Source organism: Streptomyces sp. NPDC033165, from assembly GCF_055577965.1.
Map to the genome: position 1 here is coordinate 1 of NZ_JBVIPK010000007.1, position 18,844 is coordinate 18,844.

The following is an 18,844-nucleotide window of genomic DNA, read 5'->3' on the forward strand; positions in this document are numbered from 1 at the left end:
CCGCAGCCACCTCATAGACGGCTGCCTCGCCGAGACCGGCCTGACCATCAGACCCACCTGAGCAACCATGTGACATCACGAGTTCAACCTCAGTACTTGCGGATGGCGGCTTCGAGTTCCTCATCGATGGGCACGGCCGCCTCGCGCCTCATCTTGGTGTTGAAGAGAAGGCGCACGTCCGTAACCTCGCACTCCGCGACAAGGTCGACAACCAGGGCGAACGGGAAGCGATGGACATGATCGTGCTGACTGGATCGCGTGGCTGCGGCCGGGCTTTGCGCGCCGCCCTGCCGCGACGGACCACGTCCCTGAGGAGCCGTTGCCGCGGACCACGATGACGGGTGTGTCTTCGGTTCCCACCACGCCCGGCCACGACAGCTGCGGCCGCTGACATGACCTGCCCGCACTGGGCTGCGCAATGCACAGGGCCCGTCTCAGTCCCTCGCCGTCGGCCCTGCGCTCAGCCGCACCCGGGTCTCGTGGAAGTGATCCCGATCCATGACCGGGAGGAAGCGCTGATGCGCTGATGCGCCTCCAGCCGTTCCCCGTCCGGATCCCGTCGAGCCGATGTGGGTCAGGTAAGTGTCCAGAGGCAGTAGGTCACCGGGCAGCGGCCGTACGGCGGGCATGGACCATCGGGTGCCGCCCCGGTGACTCCTCGCGGCGTGCCCGGCCTCGCATCAGGTGGAGCTCGGACAGGTCCCGCACAGTCATGGGCGACGGGAAGCCGACAGCCGCCAGTAGGGGGCCGACCGTCTCCCGGCGGTTCGCCTCATTCGCTCCGCGCACCTTCGACGCCTCGGTTCAGTCCCCTTCCCCGTCGGGCCACGAGAACGTGCGCGCGTTGTTGAGGGCGCTGGCGATCATGGCCCAGTGATCCTCGAAAGGCTCTTGCAGGAGGCCGTCCGGAGAACCGATGACATCAGGCCGGGCTGGGGTCACGACCAGCATCGTCAGCGCGAAACCCTGGCAGGACAGGGCAGGGCAGGGCAGGGCAGGGCAGGCCAGGGGACAGGGCAGGGCAGGAAACAGCCCCAGTCCCAAGCCGGATCCCAGGCCCACCCTCACGTGGTCACAGGTCCAGGACCGCCCACACCCGGCGACCGCCCACCGCCACGTCCGACCCGCACGACACGGCGCCCAAGCTGGTCAGTTGCGGCAGGAGCTCAGTATCCGTGGCCGCGGCGCACGGACGGTGCGACAGGGCGACGATCAGCGCCCGGCGGTCCTGGTCGGCCAGGTGTACCGAGATGCGGCGGCCGCCGTCCGCGACCGCAGTGCGCACCAGGAGCTCCGTCAGGTCGGTGACGGCCCGGTCGGATTCGCCGTAGCCCCACTCGTTCAACCGGGCCAGTACATCCCTGGAGGCCTTCCTCGGTGCCCATGGGGCCGCCTCCAGAGACCAGTTCGCCGACCTGCGGTTCCGTACATGCATCCGCGCAGAATCCGTGAGCGGCGTCTCCGGGCGCGGGGGCTGCACCGGGCGTTTGGGAGGAGGCGGGGACCTCGGAGGGAAGTCCGGGGTGTGCTCGACGGTCATGCGGGCTCCCAGGAATGGCATGGGATGGACATCCGGGGTGGAGCTGCGCGCTCGCAACGGAGTTGACGCGCGGCACACTGGCTGCTGAGACCGCCGCTCCTCCGGTACTTCTCCTGCTCCAGGTCGTTGGAATCGGTATGTACCCCCAGTCCGGCTCGGGTACCCCTGCCGTCCGGGTCCTCCCACCTGACCCGGTGACGTCCACCAGCATTTTGCTGTGCGGAAACGGATCATGACATAGCGTCATGGGTTGGGGGCGGGGGGCACGGACACCCACCCTGGGGCCCTGGGCCCCAGGAGCAGCAGCCGACCGGTCCCCGGGCCGCTGCGCGCCCGGCGGGCCTGTCCCCTGCACAGTCAAGGCGCGTATCAGGAACAGCCAGAAAGGCGTCACGGCGTGGAAAACACCGTAACGAGTGAGTTGGACGAGCGGCTGCCGGGCCGCAAGTGGACCGTGCGACTGGACCCGGCCGGCGGGGGCAGTCCCGCCGTGCGCGTCTCGTGCAGCCGACCGGTCTGCGCCACCCAGCAGCTTCCCTCCGCCGCCGCGGGCCGTGCGGCCGCCGTCGCGCATCTCAAGGCCCACCTGCAAGCCGCACCGGGGCCTCGGCCGGAAGCCCACTGCGCCTGCAAAGCCGAGGACTGCCGTCTGCACACCCCGCCTGCCGGGCCCCGCCGTGCCGCACCCTGGCGGTGCGGAGGGCCGGTCGTTCTCGCCGTCATCACCGACCGGCAGAGCCGCTGGTGGCAGATCCTGGAGTGCTGTGCGCGGTGCGCGGCCGCCCATCCCGCCGCGAAGGTCGTCGCCACCGCCACGACCACCGCTGGCCCCGGACGCACCACCGGCACCCGGACGGGTCCCGGTCGCACGGCCAACTCGGCTGTGACGGCACCGCGGTTCTCCGACCATTCCCCGCCCCCCGCCGACGTGCCGCACGGTGTTCCCGCTCCCCGCTCCGCACCGCCGCGGCGTCGCCCCCGGTACGGGAAGATCGCGCAGCGAATCGTCCCGCACGATCTGCACCCCGTCGCCCTGCGCGACGAGCTCATCGAGCTGGGCGATCTCTTCCGTGCCTATCAGCAGCGCACCGAACCCGATCTGGCGGTCCTCGCCGACCTCCACTCCCGCAAGTCGAAGGCGTTCACCATCTGGGCGGACGTCACGGGCGACACTCGGCTGCGGCTGGAGGCCCAGCGTGCCGAGCAGGCCGCCGAGGCCGCTCGCCTCCAGCACCGGTTCCGCACCGGGCATGGCGGCGACGGTGAGGCGCCAGCGGTGAAGCGGCTGCTGACCGGGACCGCGCAGCAGCATGCCCGAAGCATCCTCGACCACGTGGCCGCGCACTCGCCCCTCCCCGGAGCCCAAGCACGCCTGATGGTGGTGATGCTGACCCTGCGCACGGTACTCACCGGCACCGGCAACCTCGTCGGCCAGGACGTCACGTCCCTGCCCCTGGAGAAGCCGGAGGACCTGATCGCGCAGCTCATCGACTGCGGTTGGCTGCGGATCCCCGGCACACCGGAAGATGTACTCGCCTCACGGCCGGAGTGCCCCACTCAGATCACCATCCCCTCCCTGATGCCCGGCGACGACGGCGAGGGCCTCTTCACGTTCGGCAGGAAGACCCGCCCCAAGATCAGCGGATGGGCCCAGAAAGTCGTCGGCGACAAGAAACTCCGTAAGCGCAAGACCAGTGCCGAGACCCGTCTGCTCGCGTTGGCCCTGGCCACCCGGACCACCACCGACGGGCAACTCGGGCCCGGCGGGCAAGGTCTCGTCCTGGAGGACCTGGCTTCCTGGTGTGCTGTTGCCCCCGATGAACTGGACGCCTTGGTAGAGCAGTTGACCAATGCGCAATGGCTGACCGACGCCGAAGTCACCGACACCCGTCTCACTGGGCAGCTGGCCGAGCGGGTGCTTCCTCTCAGCTGCCCACTGGCCCTGCCCCAGAACCCGGCGGAGTAGCCCGCCCGGCCGCCCGTGCTTGATCAACCCGCTCCGGTAGCGGTGGCCTTCGTGCTTCCCGTACGGGTGGTTCCGCGAGGGTGCGGAGCAGCAGCCAGCTCAGGGCGGGCACGGCGATCAAGAGGGTCAGGGCGGTTTGCAGCGAGGTCGCGTCGGCCAGGCGTCCGATCAGGGGGCTGAACAGGCCGCCGATGCTGATGGTCAGCCCGAGAGTGATGCCGCTTGCCGTGCCGACGCGGCTGGGCAGGTAGTCCTGAGCCAGGGTCACTTGGAGCGAGAAGGGGGTGTAGAGGGCTGCTGAGGTCAAGGCGACGAACGCGTAGAGCGCGGCCCGGGGTGAGGACGAGGCCGGCCACGGCGGCCACGGCCAGCATCGAGGACCTGCGCACCAGGTGACGCGGTCCCAGCGCTCGGCGAGGTTGCCGCCCAGGACGGTGCCGACAGCGCCACCGAAGTAGAGCACGACCAGGGCCGCGGCGCCTGCCGCCGTTCCTCCGCCTGTGCGCTCGCGTACGTAGAACGAGATGAAGGTGCTCAGGCCGATGGAGATGACGGACCGGCAGACCACCGCTAGGGCCAGCTTCACGATGGAGGGCAGGTCGTCGGAGACTGCGGGTGCCTCCGTGGGCGTCGTGGAGGAAGGGGAGCTTCTGCGTTCCAGGGCGCGCAGTACGGGCAGGGTGAGCACGCTGCCGACCAGGGCCAGTATCACCAGCAGTGGGGGGGGGGAGCTGGAGACCGCCCGTACCGACGACCACGGCTACGAGGACCGGGGCGAAGGCGAAGCCGAGGTTGCCGCCCCGCGAGAACCAGCCCATCGCCGTGTGGCTGCCTCCGGCCGCGAGGCGGGCGACCCGGGCGGACTCCGGATGATAGGCGGCGACGCCCACCCCTCCGACGGCGACGAACAGCAGGGTCAGCGTGTAGGAGCCGCTCAGGGCGATCCCCAGACCTCCGACGACGGTGCTCACCGGGAGGAGCCAGGGCATCGCCCTACGGTCCGTCACCGCTCCGAACAGGGGCTGGGCCACGGAGGACAGCACGACGTGGCGAGCACGATCCCGAAGGGCCGCGGCATGGGTGTAGGCGCGTTCGGCGACGAAGTGGGGGACGAGCACGTCCGCCGCCCCCTGGTAGACGTCGACACAGGCATGTCCGACGGACAGCAGGCTGATTGGTCTGTTCTTCGCCATGGGGGCCATCGTCACGGTTCACGGGGTGGCGAGCTTCCGATATAGGGACAGGGCATGACTGAGATCCGCCATGAGCCGGTAGCGCCGACCCGCACGCAGTGGTTGCTCCCGGGAGCGGAGATCGGCGCCCACCGCCACGACGACCACCAGATCGTCTACGCCGCACGTGGCGTGGTGGCCGTCACCACCGATCTCGGCACCTGGGTGGCACCGGCGAACCGGGCCATCTGGATACCGGCCGGTACCGTCCACGCACACCGTGCCCACGGGTCGCTCGAACTGCTACGGGCCGTACTGCTCGACCAGCTGGTGGCCTCACCGCAACAGCCGGTCCATGTTCCCGGCCCCGACCGATGCCGGCCTCCGCCTGGTCTGCGACGTCCTGTGCGCCGATCCCGCGGACCAGCGCACCCTGGATGCCCTGGGCAGGGAGACGGGTGCGAGTGCCCGCACGCTGTCGCGGCTCTTCACCTCGGACCTGGGCATGACGTTCCCCCAGTGGCGCACTCAACTGCGCCTGTACAAGGCCCTGGCCCTGCTGGCCGAGGACACTCCGGTGACCGCGGTGGCGCACCGGTGCGGCTGGTCTTCCGCCAGCGCGTTCATCGATGTCTTCCGTCGTGTTTACGGTCGCACTCCGGGCACCTACCGGCCCCGATGAGCCGGGAATCCTCGGCGCGGGACGGGACGGTCAACGTGTGTCGGCGCCTTCGAGGCCGATCACAGCACGCTTCAGCCGTCGAGTGCGGCCGTGATCTGGCGGGTCGTCTGCTCGGCTACGCGGCGGTCGGAAGCGGCGTACGTCGTGTACGCGTTCAGGCCCGTGGCCAGGGCCCAGCCCCGGCCTCGTAGCCAGGTCGCGTCGTCCACGCCCAGTGCCGTACGGAAGACCGCGCGGCTGTCGGCAGACAGCAAGGTGAAGGCGATCATCAGGTCGCGGGACGGGTCGCCGACGCCGAGTTCGCCGAAGTCGATGACCGCGCTGAGGCGGCCGTGGGCGGTCAGCAGGTTCCCGGTGTGGAAGTCTCCGTGGTACCAGACCGCCGCGCGGTCCCAAGGCGGGGCGTTCCGTGCCGCGTTCCACAGAGCGGTCATCGCCGCCGCGTCGAACGTGTCCGCCGTCCTGGCGATGGCGGCACGGGTCGCGCGGTCGCGGGCGGCCAACGGTTCCGCAGTCGGGTCGTCGCGGGCGCCCACGACCCGGGCTGTGTCAGGCTCGAAGTGCTGGAGGGCGGTGAGGAATTCGGCCAGCCGGACGGCGGCCGGGGTGGATTCGGCCAGTGTGTCCACGCTCGCCACTTCGCCGTCCAGCCAGCGGGTCACCGCCCACGGCCAGGGGTAGCCGAGGGCGGGCACGCCGACCTTCACCGGAACGGGGACGGCGAGCGGCAGATGCGGGGCAAGCCGGGGCAGCCACTCGGCCTCCTTCCTCGCCTGCCCGATGGCGTCGGCGTGGCGGGGCAGCCGTACGGACAGTTCCTCGCCCAGACGGTAGATCACGTGGTCCGAACCGGCCGGGTCCAGCAGTGTCAGGGGCAGTTCGCTCCACTGCGGAAACTGCGTGGCGATCAGGCGCCCGACGAGTGGGGCGTCGAGGAAAACCGGGGCGTCGGCCCTGAGCCTGGCATCGCCGTCAAGCCCGGGCGGTCCGGGCAGTACGGGCGCTACGGGCGGCACGGCTTGCTCGTTCACTTCTGGGCTCTCCCCCAACGGCATTGGCCGGCGCCCCGAGGGCGGCATGTTCGTCCTGGACTGGACAACCAAGTCGGCTGGCTGCCCTCCTCGAAGCTGCTCCACATCGAACAGGACCTCTTCTTCAACCACTGCACCAACCCCTCGGGCCCCTTCGACGCCGAGCCGGTGACCAAGCCGGCAACCAAGCCGATGCTGTGACTGCCGCAGAACGAGATAGCCAACTCCCCCAGCACTCGATTCTAGTTGAGCGAGGGCTCGGTTCGCCGAACAGATGCTGTTCTGGGACGTCTCCTACGGCGGCATCCAGCGTGCCTGCCTGGAGAAGGTCGACGGCGGTTACGAGGGTGCGGTCTTCCGTCTCACCCGTGAGGTCTGGAGGTGGGTGTCAACCGCATCAGCATGGGGCCGGACGGGGCGATCCACGCCGGCGGGGCTCGGTGCGGGCGGCAACTGGGACCAGGCGGGCAAGCTGACCTACGGGCTCCAGAAGCTCGCCCCCAGCGGCGGCAAAGGCTTCGACATCCTCCGTGACCACGGCAGCGAGATCCGCTGCCGGAATGTGTGGGTCGAGCCGCTGACCCGAGCCGCCTGCCGTCCCTCAGGGGTGGCAGCGTTCTGCCGCCGTCCCTCGCGCCGTTGTCGTTCTCGCGTAACCACCCCGCCCGCGTTCGCGTTCGCGTTCGCGACAGGGTCAGCCGATGCGCTGCCGTCGGCAGGAGACGACGACCAGGAAGGGCCACAACGCCTGGACGAACGTCACCACCCGCTCGGCGACACCGGGCGTCCGTCCGCTCTGCAGTTCCGCCAGGAACCACAGCGCGGTTGCCCCCATGAAGGCGCTGGCGGCGAGCGACACATCCCACCTCAGACCCCATGGAGCCGATGGTGTGCCCCGGACGGCGGCCAGGGGAGGCCATACCGCCAGCAGGACGAGGCCGACCGTCGCCACGGCCCCGTGCTCAAGGGCTCCGCCGCTGCTCGGTGCGGGCACCAGGGTCAGGGCCAGCGCGGACAGCCCGCCGCCGGCCAGGGCCACACGCCCGGCGAGCGCCGCCGGGCGGAGCGCGTGCGCCGTGAGCACGTAACAGGAGCCCAGCACCACCAGCATTCCTGTCATCAGCCAGTAGCTGCTGGCGCCATACGCTGCCAGCACGCTGAGGGTCTCTCGCGCCGGGTCGTACTCCGGGCCTTGGCGCACTTGCGCGATCGCCCAGGAACCGACCAGGAGCACAGGAGCACACCCGGAGGAGAGGAGGGCCCACCAGGGAGCAAGTCGCATTGAAACAGCATAAATGGGTAAGCCTGGCGTGGTCGCGACTCTCGACTCCCCGCCCTCAGGCCTCGGGCCTCGGGCCTCGGGCCTCGCAAGTGACTCAGTCGCCCTGGGAATCGGCGCGCCGGACGGGCAGCATCGTCCCCACCGGCCCTGTGCGAGGTGGTCGAGGATCAGCCGGTTGACGAGGGCGGGCTTACCCAGCGGGACCAGGTGGGAGGTGCCCGGGACGACGGCCGATTGCGCGGCCCGGATCGCCCGGTACAGCCCGGGGTTGTGCCCCGGCGTCATCAGGTCTCGTCCCCGGCCATGCCAAGAGGCGGTGCCGCGACCTTGCGGACCATGCCAGGCCAGGCGATGGCGACGAGTCGGGCGACCAGGCCGGCGCCGCTCCCGCCAGCCAGATGCGCGGGCCCCACGACGGCCTCCAGCAAAGCCACGGTGTCGTCGGCCATGTCCTGGTGGGCGGACGGCCCGGGACGTCCGGGGTACGCCCGTGCGGACGCCGCTCGGGCGGGTACACGCGGTGGGCGGCGGCGAGGTCGGCGCGCTGCGCTCCCCAGGTCTCGTTGGTAGGTCTCGTTGGTGCAGAAGCCGCCGGGCAGGAGAACCAGAGAGGGGCGCCGGTCCCCTCGGTCTCGTACCAGGTGCCGGCCCCAGGAAGGTCCGCGTACTCGCCCGTTGTCCCCGGCCTCTATGGATCACGGTCGTCCCAGCCAGTCCGCCCCGTGTTCCCGGCGTCCGCCACGCGGGCACATGGTGTGTCGCCTCGCACTGGAACGCGCCTGCGAGGGAGGACGCCTTAGGCCAACGGCGTTGGCGTCGCTCAAGTTCACGCCGTTCCTGGACGAATCCCAGGGCAGCGCTCTTCGACGAGATCTGACAGAAACCGATGAAAGGTGTACCTGCCATGGGCGTGCTGCTTGTCGGTGCGGGCGGCGTGGGCACCGCGATCACCAGGATCGCCGCCCGCCGCTCGTTCTTCGACCACATGATCGTCACGGACTACGACCTCTCCCGCGCCGAGGCCGCGGTGGACGCCCTCGGCCGGGAGGAGACCCGGTTCAGCGCGCTGCGCGTCGAGGCCTCGGACCGGGCGGCGGTGGCCGCGCTCCTCACCGAGCACCGGTGCGACATCCTCGTGAACGCCACCGACCCCTGGTTCGTGATACCGCTGTTCGAGGCGGCGCCTGCCGCCGGTGTGCACTATCTGGACATGGCCATGTCCCGGTCTGCCCCACATGCGGAGCGGCCGTACGAGGAGTGCGGGATCAAGCTCGGTGACCGGCAGTTCGAACGGGCCGCCGCCTGGGAGGAGGCGGGCCGTCTCGCGCTCGTCGGCGAAGGCGTCGAGCCGGGTCTCTCCCATGCCTTCGCCCGTTACGCCGCGGACGAACTGTTCGACGAGATCGAGGAGACCAGCGTCCGTGACGGCGCCGAACTCACGGTGGATGATTACGACTTCGCCCCTTCGTTCTCGATATGGACGACCATCGAGGAGTGTCTGAAACCACCGATGATCTGGGAGAAGGACCGGGGCTGGTTCACCACAGCGCCCTTCAGCGAGCCGGAGGTCTTCGACTTCCCCGAAGGGTTCGAGCCGGGCGAATGCGTCAACGTCGAGCATGAGGAGGTGCTGCTGATCCCGCGCTGGGTGAACGCCCGGCGCGTCACCTTCACGTGCGGGCTCGGCAACGAGTTCATCAATGCGCTCAAGACCCTCCACAAGCTCGGCCTCGACCGCACGGACAAGGTGTCGGTCACCGGTGGTGAAGTGTCGCCACGCGATGTGGTCGCGGCGTGTCTCCCCGACCCGGCCACACTCGGCGACCGTATACACGGCAGGACCCGCGCCGGAACCTGGGTCAGGGGGACGAGGAACGGTGCGCCCCGGGGCGTGTACCTCTACCGCGTCGTCGACGAACCAGTGGTCGATGCGCGAGTACGGCTCCCAGGCGGTGGTCTGGCAGACGGCCGTCAATCCCGTCGTCGCGCTGGAGCTGATGGCGGACGGGGCCTGGAGCGGTACGGGCGTCCTGGGCGCCGAGGCCCTGCCCCCGCGCCCCTTCCTCGACCTGCTCGTCGCGTACGGGGCACCCTGGGCTCTGCGCGAGCAGTGATCGCGCCTGGCTGAAGAGGGGCGAAAGAAAAGCGGAAAAAGATGGGGCCGCCATGTCGAGAACCCGTGTCCGGCTCCGTCCCCGTAGTGAACGCGACCAACGTGGTCGCCCGCACCGAGGAGAACAACCATGGCAAAGTACCTGCTGCTCAAGCACTACCGAGGCGCTCCCGCCGCGGTCAATGACGTACCCATGGATCAGTGGACGCCGCAGGAGATCTCCGCTCATGTGCAGTACATGAACGACTTCGCGGCCCGGCTGGAGAAGACCGGGGAGTACGTCGACGGCCAGGCGCTCGCCCCCGAGGGCGCGTGGGTCCGGTACGACGGTGAGGGGCGGCCGCCGGTCACGGACGGGCCGTTCGCCGAGACGAAGGACCTGATCGCCGGGTGGATGATCATCGACGTCGACCGCTACGAGCGGGCCGTCGAGCTGGCCGGGGAGCTGTCGGCGGCCCCGGGCGCGGGCGGGAAGCCGATCCACGAATGGCTGGAGGTGCGCCCGTTCCTGACCGCGCCGCCCACCATCACGGAGTGACGTCCTCGATGGACGAGCTGATGCTCCGGAGCCTCACCCCGGGCGTGCTCGGAATCCTCGTCCGCCGCGGAGCCGACTTCGCGGCGGCCGAGGACGCCGTCCAGGAGGCGCTGGTCGAGGCGGTCCGTGTCTGGCCCGCCGACCCGCCGAGGGACCCGAAGGGGTGGCTGGTCACCGTGGCCTGGCGACGGTTCCTCGACGCGACGCGGGCGGATGCGGCCCGCCGCCGGCGTGAGGAACGCGTCGACGAGGAGCCAGCGCCCGGCCCGGCGCCCTCCGTGGACGACACGCTTCACCTCTACTTCTTGTGCGCCCACCCGTCGCTGACCCCTTCCTCGGCGGTCGCGCTCACGCTGCGGGCCGTCGGCGGACTGACCACCCGCCAGATCGCCCAGGCTTACCTGGTGCCCGAGGCGACCATGGCGCAGCGGATCAGCCGGGCCAAGCGCGCCGTCTCCGACATACGGTTCGACCGTCCCGGGGATGTCGCCACCGTGCTGCGCGTCCTCTATCTGGTCTTCAACGAGGGCTACTCCGGCGACGTCGACCTCGCCGCGGAGGCCATCCGGCTCACCCGCCACCTCGCGGCGGCGATCGACCACCCCGAGGTGGCGGGGCTGCTCGCCCTCATGCTGCTGCACCACGCCCGGCGCGCCGCCCGGACCGCGCCCGACGAGGGTCTGGTGCCGCTCGCCGAGCAGGACCGGAGCCGGTGGGACACCGGGGCGATCGCCGAGGGCGTCGCGATCCTCCAGGGTGCCCTCGCCCGTGACCGGCTGGGTGAGTACCAGGCGCAGGCCGCCGTCGCGGCGCTGCACGCCGACGCACCCACCGCGGCGGAGACCGACTGGGTGCAGATCGTCGAGTGGTACGACGAACTCGTGGAGCTCACCGACAGCCCGGTCGTCCGGCTGAACCGGGCGGTGGCCGTGGGTGAGGCCGACGGTCCGCGGGCCGGGCTGGCGGAACTCGCCGATCTGGACGGCTCGTTGCCGCGCCACACGGCGGTGGCGGCGTATCTCCACGAACGCGACGGCGACCCCGCGACGGCAGCCCGGCTCTACGCCGAGGCGGCCCGCAAGGCCTCCAACCTCGCCGAGCGCGACCACCTGACCCGCCAGGCCGCCCGCCTCAACTCCGGTCGTCCTACGAAGCGGCCCTCCCCAGGTCCTCCGCCGGCGAGCTGATCGCCGCCGGAATGCGCGGGGCTCGGACTGCGCGGGCTCTCGACGAGGTCGGCGTAGTCGAGGACGGCGATCCGGTCGTCCCCGATCGTCGATACGTCGGCGAGCAGCTTGTAGGTCTTCAGGACTTCCGCTTCTGCCCGGGGCTGGTGTCCCCGTAGCCGGTGATGACGATGACCTCGGGGGCGGCCAGGCGGCAGCTGATCAACGGCATACGGTGGCGGCCCCGCGCCGGGACACTGTGGAGGTATGTGCCCGAGCGGCACGGGCTGTGGAACCGGGTCTACGACATGTTCCGGCGCTGGCAGCGCAACGGCACATGGAAGCGGGCCTTCACCCGGCTCCGGTCACGGGCAGACGCGGACGGCCTGATCAGCTGGGATGTGAGGGTCGACACGACGGTGTGCCGAGCCCGTCAGCACGCCGCCGGAGCGGCCAAGAGGGGAATCTCCAGAAGGAGCCGCCCGGCGGCGCTGAGACCGAGCCGGACGGGCCACGGCCTCGGGCGTTCACGGGGCGGAGTGACCACCAGGCTCCATCTCGCGGTCGAGCAGGGCCAGGAGCCCATCCCGATCGTGATCACGGCCGGACAGCGCGGGAATTCTCCGCAGTTCGAACCCGTCCTGGAACACGTCCGGGTGCCCCGACAAGGGCTGGGGCGGCCACGCGAACGGCCCGACGAGGTACGTGCTGACACGGCGTACGGTTCCTGGAAGGACCGCGTCTAGCTGCGCAGGCGAGGGATCCGCTGCACGATCCCGGACTCGCCGCCCGCTACGGGCCACCGCCCCCGTCGCAGCCATCAACGAGTGGCTGTGGTGCGTACGTCTGTCGGTTGCGTCACGGCTCGTACAGGGGAAGGAAGTGGATGACCGCTTCCTCGTACGGGTGAGCGTCGCGGACCGCTTGCTGGACGGCGCGGGCCTGCTCCACATCACAGACGGATTCGATCCTGCATTCCTCACCGTGCTGCACGACGCCCTCCTCGCCGTCATACGGCTGCGAGCCGGGCAACGGCAGCCAGTTGCCGGTCACCCTCCACACGCTGGAACACCGCGCGTACTCACCGACCCGGCCCGCCCCAGCCGCATGGAGAGCATCGATCACTACATCTGCATGACTCTCCGGAACGGATATCTCAATCTTCAGACGCGCCATGACCAGACCCTAACAACCCGCCCACCAGCACTTTCACAACAGGCCCTATTAGTTTACTGAGTCAGGAATTCTGTCCAGATGTGAGGCGAGGCGTTCGAGCATCTCGTCTGCCGTCTTGGTCCAGATGCAGGGCAGGCCTGGGGCCGGTGTTCCAGGCCGTGATCCAGGTGCGGATGTCCTTGCCAGGGCCTGGGCGGTCCTGTGGGCGCCTCGTGGTATCTGTTTGTTCGTCAGCTCGGCGAACCCTCGCTCCACCAGGTGAGCCAGGACGATCCAGTCGGGGTGAAGCGCGGATGGAACCGCAGGTGAGCCCAGTAGCCAGATCTTGATCGCCGGGCAGGTAGCTGCGGCGTCCGTGCACAGGGCGAGCGCGTCCAGAACGGCAGGCTCATACCCGGCTGGCGAGAGCCCGCCTTCCGGCCGCCCGAGTGGCTCGAACTGCCCGACTTCCTGGAGCCGCACTGGTGGGGGTTACCCCCTCGGAGTTGGGGGGTCAACTGTAGTGAGAGGTGCGGCCGTTCCGCCTAGCGTCTGAGGGGTGAGAGAAACACGGCTGGTACCCCCGACCGCAACACCCCACGCCCACCGCCCCGAGGAGACTTCGTGATGACCGCCGCCTCGGCCCTGCGCCGCGCCTCGGCGGTGGGCCTCGCCCTCGCCGCCTGCCTCGGGGCCGCCCCCGCCACGGCCACTGCTGTCCCCAGCACGCCGAAGTACGCCTTCGGCCTCCACCGCTACTACAACCAGCCACTGAGCTGGGGCAGCTGCGCCGATGGCCCGGACGACACCGTGGGCCGTGGTCTGGACGCGGCCGGTGTGCAGTGCACGGACGTCACCGTGCCGCTCGACTACACCACCCCCCGGGGACGTACGATCACCGTCGCGATATCCCGGCTCAAAGCCACCGACACCCGCCACCGCATCGGTTCGATCCTGCTCAACAACGGCGGTCCCGGCGGCACCGCCTTCGAATCCCCGCCGGAGTTCCACACCTGGATGAAGAAGACGGGACGGCGGTACGACATCGTCGGCTTCGACCCGCGCTTCGTCGGCCGCAGCACCAAGCTGGACTGCGGCTGGCCCGTCGGCACCACTCTCTCCTCGGCCGGCCTCGACCGGGCGGCCTTCGAGCGCCAGGTCGTCCTCCAGAAGGACCTGGCCGCCAAGTGCCGTGCCACCGACGCCGCTGTGCTGCCGCACGTCAGCACCCGCAACACGGCCCGCGACATGGACGTCATCCGCGGGGCGCTCGGCGAGCGGAAGATCTCATACTTCGGCTACTCGTACGGCACCTACCTGGGCACCGTCTACACCCAGATGTTCCCGGGCCGCACCGACCGCATGGTCCTGGACGGCGCCATCGATCCGCGCAAGTTCGGCCCCCGGCTGTTGCGGGAGGCCGTCGACGAGAACGAGCAGGCGCTTGCCGACTGGGCCGCATGGGCCGCTGTCCGCCATGACACCTATGGCCTCGGCCGTACCCGCGGCCAGGTCCTTGCCACGATCGACCGCCTCATCGAGCAGTCCGCGAGCCGCCCGATCACCGTTGGCACGGGCCCGGACACCTTCCACCTCGACGACACCCTGGTCCCGTTCGTGCTCGTCGCCGGGATCGACAGCGACACCGACGCATCCCGGGCGACCCTCGGTGAGCAGGTGTCCGTACTGAACCGGGCGGCGGCAGGGCAGCCGACCCGACTGTCGCCGCAGTTCGCGGGGATCCTCCGCCTCGTGACGACCGGCGAGCAGTCGCACCACGGCAGCGTGCAGTCCGCGGTCATCTGCGGGGACGTAGCTGCCCCGCGCGACCCCGAGGTCTACTGGCGCGACATCGAGAGGAGCCGAGCCGCGCACCCACGCCTCGGTCCTCTGGTGAACAACATCAGTCCGTGCGCCTTCTGGGACCGGCCCCGCGAGAAGCCCACCACGGTGAAGCGCGACGCCAAGGTGCTGATCGTGTCCGCCACCGGAGACCCGCGCACCACGCACACCGGGGCCGTCGCCCTGCACGGCCTGCTGCCCAGCTCCAAGCTGCTCACCCTCAAGGGCGCCAACCGGCACGCGGTCTACGGCCTCTACGAGAACGCCTGCGTCGACAACCAGGTCAACCGGTACCTGGCCACCGGCAAGCTGCCTGCCACCGACAAGACCTGCTCCCAACAGGACGGCAGGCGGGAGCGGACCAGTGACTCGGCCAGCCTTTCCCAGCCGTGAGCGTGGCTCGTCGGCGTTGTGTTCCTCGAAGGCGTCGGCGACTCGGTCGATGTCGCCATCGAAGAGACAATGGCGGTGGAGCGGGTCGAAGTCGCCGCCTTCGTCCAGGTGGAATGGGGCCAGGGCTGTTGCGTCGGTCATGTGGCGATGCCCGACACCCGCAGCACCCAGCTCCAAGGAAGGCGGCCGACTGGCGAGTAGGTACACGGTAGGCAGCGAGGCGTCGAGGACGGCGGCGGGACTGAGTGTTCACCTCTGACGTGTCGACGTCAGGTCCGCGGTCCGCGGATGGGACAGCAGGCCGGCGACGGCTTGGACGGTGTCGCTCACTGCTCGCGGCGGCTGAGGTGGCGGGCCAGAGCCCGCCGACTCTTCAAATGGGCGATGCCGTGCCCGACCCGGATACGACGTCCCGGATACGACGTGAGGAGTGTTCCATGCGCTGGCGTTTATGCATCTCCTCGTACCAGTCCAGGGCATTCTTCTTGAACTTGCGGAGCGGTGGTGTCACCACCCGGTCGGCGGTCTGCACGCCCAGGTCCTGGTAGCCGGCATCGGCGAGAAATCTCCATTGCAGGCCCGTCGGCCAAGAGCTTGGCCAGCCCCGATTGGCGGGCATGGATGATGTCCACGCAGCTTGCGTGACCTGTCGGGCTGCACCACAGCATGCGGCCTTCGCCGTCCGTGACCAACATGGACTTGACAGCGTTCTGCTTGTTCTTGCCGGAGATGCACTTGTCGCGGTCCTTGCGTCCGGCGGCGGGCCGATGGACCCGGATCTCGGTGCCGTCGACGATTCCGGTCGCCCCGCCGACGCCGAAGTGGTCGACGAGGTCGGCCAGAGTACGCAGCCGCACGTCGGGGCTGACGGTGCAGCCTCGCTCGGCGAGTAGGGGCGGCACCTCGCCGACGGCGCGGGGGACCGTGGAGCGGTCGACGCCGAACCAGCAGGCCAGCACGGTCAGGCCTTTGACCCGCCGATTGCTGATGACACCGCACGTGGGGATTCCCCGTCACCTGACCGTGATCAACCATCCAGGCTCGACGCCTCGCTGCCTACCGTGCACAAGCTCCAAGCTCGTTGCCCACGAGACCGGCAACCAGTACTCCTACCGGGATCGCACCACGCACCGGACCTTCGCAGGCGTCAAGTGGGCCTGGGCCAGCGGCTGGAGTGGCACCGCAGCTCAGGCTGCTGAAAGACGCCCCCCGGCTGCGCGGTCGGGCCGAAGCCGACGACGACAGGCCGCCACACCATCGGGTGTCGCGGCTCAACCAGGCGGGTGACAGCTCCCGGCACGGACTGCTGCCGGGCGGGCCGGTGGTCCAGGATTTGGTGCCGCCGCCACCCCGGCGGAGCGTGCATCGACCGCGTCCGCGCCGGTGATCGGCGCGACCACCGCTGTTCAGAGGAGCCCCTTTCCCATGCGTTCACGCGTCATCGCAGTCCTGGCCGCCGTGGCTGCAGCCACGGCGACCCTTGTTCAACCAGCCTACGCCGCCCCGGTTGTCGACGGGGTCTACCGGTTCGCTGCTCTGCAGGACGGCAAGTGCCTGGTCTGGCCCAAATCGCACGCGAGCATCGGCTCGGTCGAGTTGGGCGCCTGCACGGAGACCGCGTCGACCTCGGCGAACTGGCAGGTGCGCAAGCGCCCCAACGGGACGATGGAAGTCTCGACGCCGGGCTCGAACCCGCTCACCTGCCTGGGCGTGAACACGGCCTACAAGGTGAGGGTCACCGGCTCCTGCGCCGACAAGTACGCCGAGTGGACCGTGTCCTTCGGCTCCGCCGGGCCCGGCAGCGTGGTGTGGGCCGACATCGAGCACACCCCCGGCGATCGATCCGAATCGTGGGGGAAGGTGGTCGACATTCCTGAGGTAACCGGTCGTGTCGAGGTGAGGCGGGTACCCATCGAACCGCACTACTGGGAATTGCAGCAGGTCGGCTAGTCATCTGAGTCAGTCAGGATTCTGTTCAGGACGTCGCTGCCCGGCTCGGCTCGACGCCGCAGGCGGTGGGCCGTTGGCGGGCGCGTTTCGTCGGGCATCGGATCGCCGGCCTGGGAGACATGCCCCGCTCGGGCGGTCCCCGGGCAATGACCGACGAGCAGGTGGCCGCGCTGGTGACCAGGACGCTCTCCGCCGCCTTGGAGGTCGCCACCGGCAAGGGTCACCCGTTCCCTGCACCGCCGCCACAGGGCTGCGGAGTTCAACAAGTTCCTCATCAAGCTCTACCGGGAGGTCCGGGCCGGTCTCGACGTCCACCTCGTGCTGGACATCCGCACCTGGATCACGGCCTGGAACACCGGCCCCAGGCCTGCCCTGCATCTGGACCAAGACCGCAGACGAGATGCTCGAACGCCTCGCCTCACATCTGGACAGAATTCCTGACTCGGAGAACTGGAAGATGCGGGCGCCCAGGTGACGGGGGACGTCATCGAGGATCTCGCGCAGCCACGGGCTGTGGATGGCCGGTAGCCGCGCCATGGTGTGGCGGAACGTCTCGGCATCGGTCCGGAAGAGGGAAGGAGGGCGTAGAAGGGGTGGGTCGTCGCGGAGGACGCCGTCGGGCATGCTGCCGGATGCGGGGAGGGAGAGGTCCGGCTCGGGGAACGCCAGCCACCGCCACACTCCGTACGGGAGCGGCACCGGGTATCCCGACGCCTGCGGGCCGGACGCTGTCCGGGCTCCCCCGTCTGCGGTTGGACCGGGGCCAGGAGGATGTCGGTGCCCGCGTCGGGGGCGGGCGGTCCGGGTCCGGCCAGGGCGGCTTGGATCGGCGGCGGGCCTGCGGGCAGCAGGGCGTCGAGAGCCCGTTGGAACACTTTCCCGGTCAGGCCGTCCGGGACGGTGACCGGTCGGCCTTGCGAGGCCGCCAGCAGGTGGGCGAGAGCCCGGTCTGCCGCTGCCTCCCACTGCGGGCTCCATGACCACCAGCGGGACTCCGGGCGCGTCCCCCAGGTGGTGATCGGCTGGAACGGAGGTGTGCCCTTCGTTTCCGCCCTCGACTCCGCCCACGAGAGCGGTACGTCGTCGATGTCGTCCACTCGGGTGCGGTGCACGGCGTGCGGGGCGAGCCGCGCCGACTGCCAGAGCGAGCAGTCGTCGATCCTGCTCGCCACAGGCAGGCCGCACGCCTCGCAGACCACGTTGGGGCCGTCGGTCCCGACGAGGCCGCAACAGCAGCCGCCGCCCTTCTCCGGGATCAGCAGGGTGCCCCGGGTGTCTCCGGGAGCGATGACGATCGCGCCGGGCGCGCTGTCGGGCCGGTCCCCCAGGGCTCCGGGTCCACGGCGGACGTGCCCGGCTCCATGAGTGCCTGAAGCTGAATCCCGTTCCCGTACGTCTGATGAGCGTGGACCGGCAGGACGACTTGGGACAGTGGGGCGGTGAGATCGGCACCGCACCCCGCACACACGAAAACGAACAAATGTCCTCCGTTGGGGAAGGGCGTATCGTCGCAGCTCGTCCACGGCGGGCCAACGGGATTTCGTCCGCCGCGTCGGCCGGGGGCCGCTGCTCCGCCCGCCGGGCCTCGTACGGCAGGATGAGGCCATGAGCGTAGTCAAGATCAATGTGCTGACCGTCCCCCAGGAACAACGCGAGACGCTGGAGAAGCGCTTCGCTTCGCGGGCCCACGCGGTGGAGAACTCCGACGGGTTCGAGTGGTTCGAGCTTCTCCGGCCCGTCGAAGGAACGGACGACTACCTCGTCTACACGCGCTGGCGCGACGAGGCATCCTTCCAGGCATGGATGGAGGGCCCCATGAAGGCGGCCCATCAGGGCGGCGACGCCGGGAGCGGCGAACGGCCGAAGCCCGCGGCGAGCGGCTCCACCGTATGGTCCTTCGAGGTCGTGCAGCAGGCCGCGCCGACCGGCGCGTAGTCGGTCGACCGGCGCGTAGTCGGTCCGGTGGTGTGAGTTGTGAGTACGGGGCTCGCCCGGTAAGGGCGGGCCCCTGCTG

General features: G+C 70.0%; 13 protein-coding genes and 6 pseudogenes. 11 read left to right on the plus strand and 8 right to left on the minus strand.

Annotated elements, in window-relative coordinates:
* Positions 1-1,072 precede the first annotated feature (1,072 nt).
* Positions 1,073-1,345, minus strand: coding sequence for a hypothetical protein (locus ACZ5WC_RS17950; protein ID WP_468541700.1), 273 nt, complete (start codon positions 1,343-1,345; stop codon positions 1,073-1,075).
* A 592-nt stretch (positions 1,346-1,937) separates the two neighbouring features.
* Here ACZ5WC_RS17950 and ACZ5WC_RS17955 point away from each other — a divergent pair.
* On the plus strand, positions 1,938-3,506 hold the full coding sequence (locus tag ACZ5WC_RS17955; protein ID WP_468541701.1) for a hypothetical protein: 1,569 nt from the start codon (positions 1,938-1,940) through the stop codon (positions 3,504-3,506).
* On the opposite strand, the pseudogene ACZ5WC_RS17960 reads toward ACZ5WC_RS17955, so the two are convergent.
* Positions 3,466-4,699: pseudogene (locus ACZ5WC_RS17960) on the minus strand (MFS transporter). The gene ACZ5WC_RS17955 and the pseudogene ACZ5WC_RS17960 overlap by 41 nt on opposite strands.
* A gap of 54 nt (positions 4,700-4,753) precedes the next feature.
* On the opposite strand from ACZ5WC_RS17960, the pseudogene ACZ5WC_RS17965 reads away from it, so the two are divergent.
* Positions 4,754-5,360 (plus strand): annotated as a pseudogene (locus tag ACZ5WC_RS17965) (helix-turn-helix transcriptional regulator).
* Between the two features lie 71 nt (positions 5,361-5,431).
* On the opposite strand, the gene ACZ5WC_RS17970 reads toward ACZ5WC_RS17965, so the two are convergent.
* Positions 5,432-6,271 (minus strand): aminoglycoside phosphotransferase family protein, encoded by an 840-nt coding sequence (locus tag ACZ5WC_RS17970; RefSeq protein ID WP_468542015.1) that lies wholly within the window; start codon positions 6,269-6,271, stop codon positions 5,432-5,434.
* A 130-nt stretch (positions 6,272-6,401) separates the two neighbouring features.
* Between ACZ5WC_RS17970 and ACZ5WC_RS17975 the strand changes: the two are divergent.
* Positions 6,402-6,974 (plus strand): annotated as a pseudogene (locus tag ACZ5WC_RS17975) (family 16 glycoside hydrolase); the annotation flags it as partial.
* A gap of 111 nt (positions 6,975-7,085) precedes the next feature.
* On the opposite strand, the gene ACZ5WC_RS17980 reads toward ACZ5WC_RS17975, so the two are convergent.
* Both ACZ5WC_RS17980 and ACZ5WC_RS17985 read right to left on the minus strand, forming a co-directional pair.
* Complete coding sequence (locus tag ACZ5WC_RS17980) at positions 7,086-7,673, minus strand: DUF998 domain-containing protein (RefSeq protein WP_468541702.1); 588 nt, start codon at positions 7,671-7,673, stop codon at positions 7,086-7,088.
* 94 nt (positions 7,674-7,767) lie between these two features.
* A pseudogene (locus ACZ5WC_RS17985) lies at positions 7,768-8,346 on the minus strand (alpha/beta fold hydrolase); the annotation flags it as partial.
* 231 nt (positions 8,347-8,577) lie between these two features.
* Here ACZ5WC_RS17985 and ACZ5WC_RS17990 point away from each other — a divergent pair.
* The 4 genes and pseudogenes from ACZ5WC_RS17990 to ACZ5WC_RS18005 all read left to right on the plus strand — a co-directional run bounded on the left by ACZ5WC_RS17990 (position 8,578) and on the right by ACZ5WC_RS18005 (position 12,236).
* Positions 8,578-9,787: pseudogene (locus ACZ5WC_RS17990) on the plus strand (saccharopine dehydrogenase family protein).
* Positions 9,788-9,916: 129 nt separating this feature from the next.
* The gene (locus tag ACZ5WC_RS17995) at positions 9,917-10,324 is read left to right on the plus strand and encodes a YciI family protein (RefSeq protein WP_096624190.1); all 408 of its coding nucleotides are present in this window, start codon (positions 9,917-9,919) and stop codon (positions 10,322-10,324) included.
* An 8-nt stretch (positions 10,325-10,332) separates the two neighbouring features.
* Positions 10,333-11,511: an RNA polymerase sigma factor gene (locus ACZ5WC_RS18000; RefSeq protein WP_468542016.1), complete on the plus strand. Its 1,179-nt coding sequence runs from the start codon at positions 10,333-10,335 to the stop codon at positions 11,509-11,511.
* Positions 11,512-11,681: 170 nt separating this feature from the next.
* Positions 11,682-12,236, plus strand: coding sequence for an IS5 family transposase (locus ACZ5WC_RS18005; protein ID WP_468542017.1), 555 nt, complete (start codon positions 11,682-11,684; stop codon positions 12,234-12,236).
* Between the two features lie 112 nt (positions 12,237-12,348).
* Here the strand turns inward: ACZ5WC_RS18005 and ACZ5WC_RS18010 are convergent, their stop codons facing one another.
* Positions 12,349-12,666 (minus strand): hypothetical protein, encoded by a 318-nt coding sequence (locus ACZ5WC_RS18010; protein WP_468541703.1) that lies wholly within the window; start codon positions 12,664-12,666, stop codon positions 12,349-12,351.
* 606 nt (positions 12,667-13,272) lie between these two features.
* Between ACZ5WC_RS18010 and ACZ5WC_RS18015 the strand changes: the two genes are divergently transcribed.
* On the plus strand, positions 13,273-14,880 hold the full coding sequence (locus tag ACZ5WC_RS18015; protein ID WP_468541704.1) for an alpha/beta hydrolase: 1,608 nt from the start codon (positions 13,273-13,275) through the stop codon (positions 14,878-14,880).
* Positions 14,881-14,898: 18 nt separating this feature from the next.
* On the plus strand, positions 14,899-15,081 hold the full coding sequence (locus tag ACZ5WC_RS18020) for a hypothetical protein (protein ID WP_468541705.1): 183 nt from the start codon (positions 14,899-14,901) through the stop codon (positions 15,079-15,081).
* A gap of 248 nt (positions 15,082-15,329) precedes the next feature.
* Here ACZ5WC_RS18020 and ACZ5WC_RS18025 read toward each other — a convergent pair whose 3' ends face one another.
* Positions 15,330-15,839, minus strand: a complete 510-nt coding sequence (locus ACZ5WC_RS18025; protein ID WP_468541706.1) for a transposase family protein — start codon at positions 15,837-15,839, stop codon at positions 15,330-15,332.
* 466 nt (positions 15,840-16,305) lie between these two features.
* Between ACZ5WC_RS18025 and ACZ5WC_RS18030 the strand changes: the two genes are divergently transcribed.
* Positions 16,306-16,830 (plus strand): hypothetical protein, encoded by a 525-nt coding sequence (locus ACZ5WC_RS18030; protein WP_468541707.1) that lies wholly within the window; start codon positions 16,306-16,308, stop codon positions 16,828-16,830.
* 453 nt (positions 16,831-17,283) lie between these two features.
* On the opposite strand, the pseudogene ACZ5WC_RS18035 reads toward ACZ5WC_RS18030, so the two are convergent.
* Positions 17,284-18,310 (minus strand): annotated as a pseudogene (locus ACZ5WC_RS18035) (hypothetical protein); the annotation flags it as partial.
* A gap of 125 nt (positions 18,311-18,435) precedes the next feature.
* Between ACZ5WC_RS18035 and ACZ5WC_RS18040 the strand changes: the two are divergent.
* On the plus strand, positions 18,436-18,765 hold the full coding sequence (locus ACZ5WC_RS18040) for an antibiotic biosynthesis monooxygenase family protein (protein ID WP_096624240.1): 330 nt from the start codon (positions 18,436-18,438) through the stop codon (positions 18,763-18,765).
* Positions 18,766-18,844 lie beyond the last annotated feature (79 nt).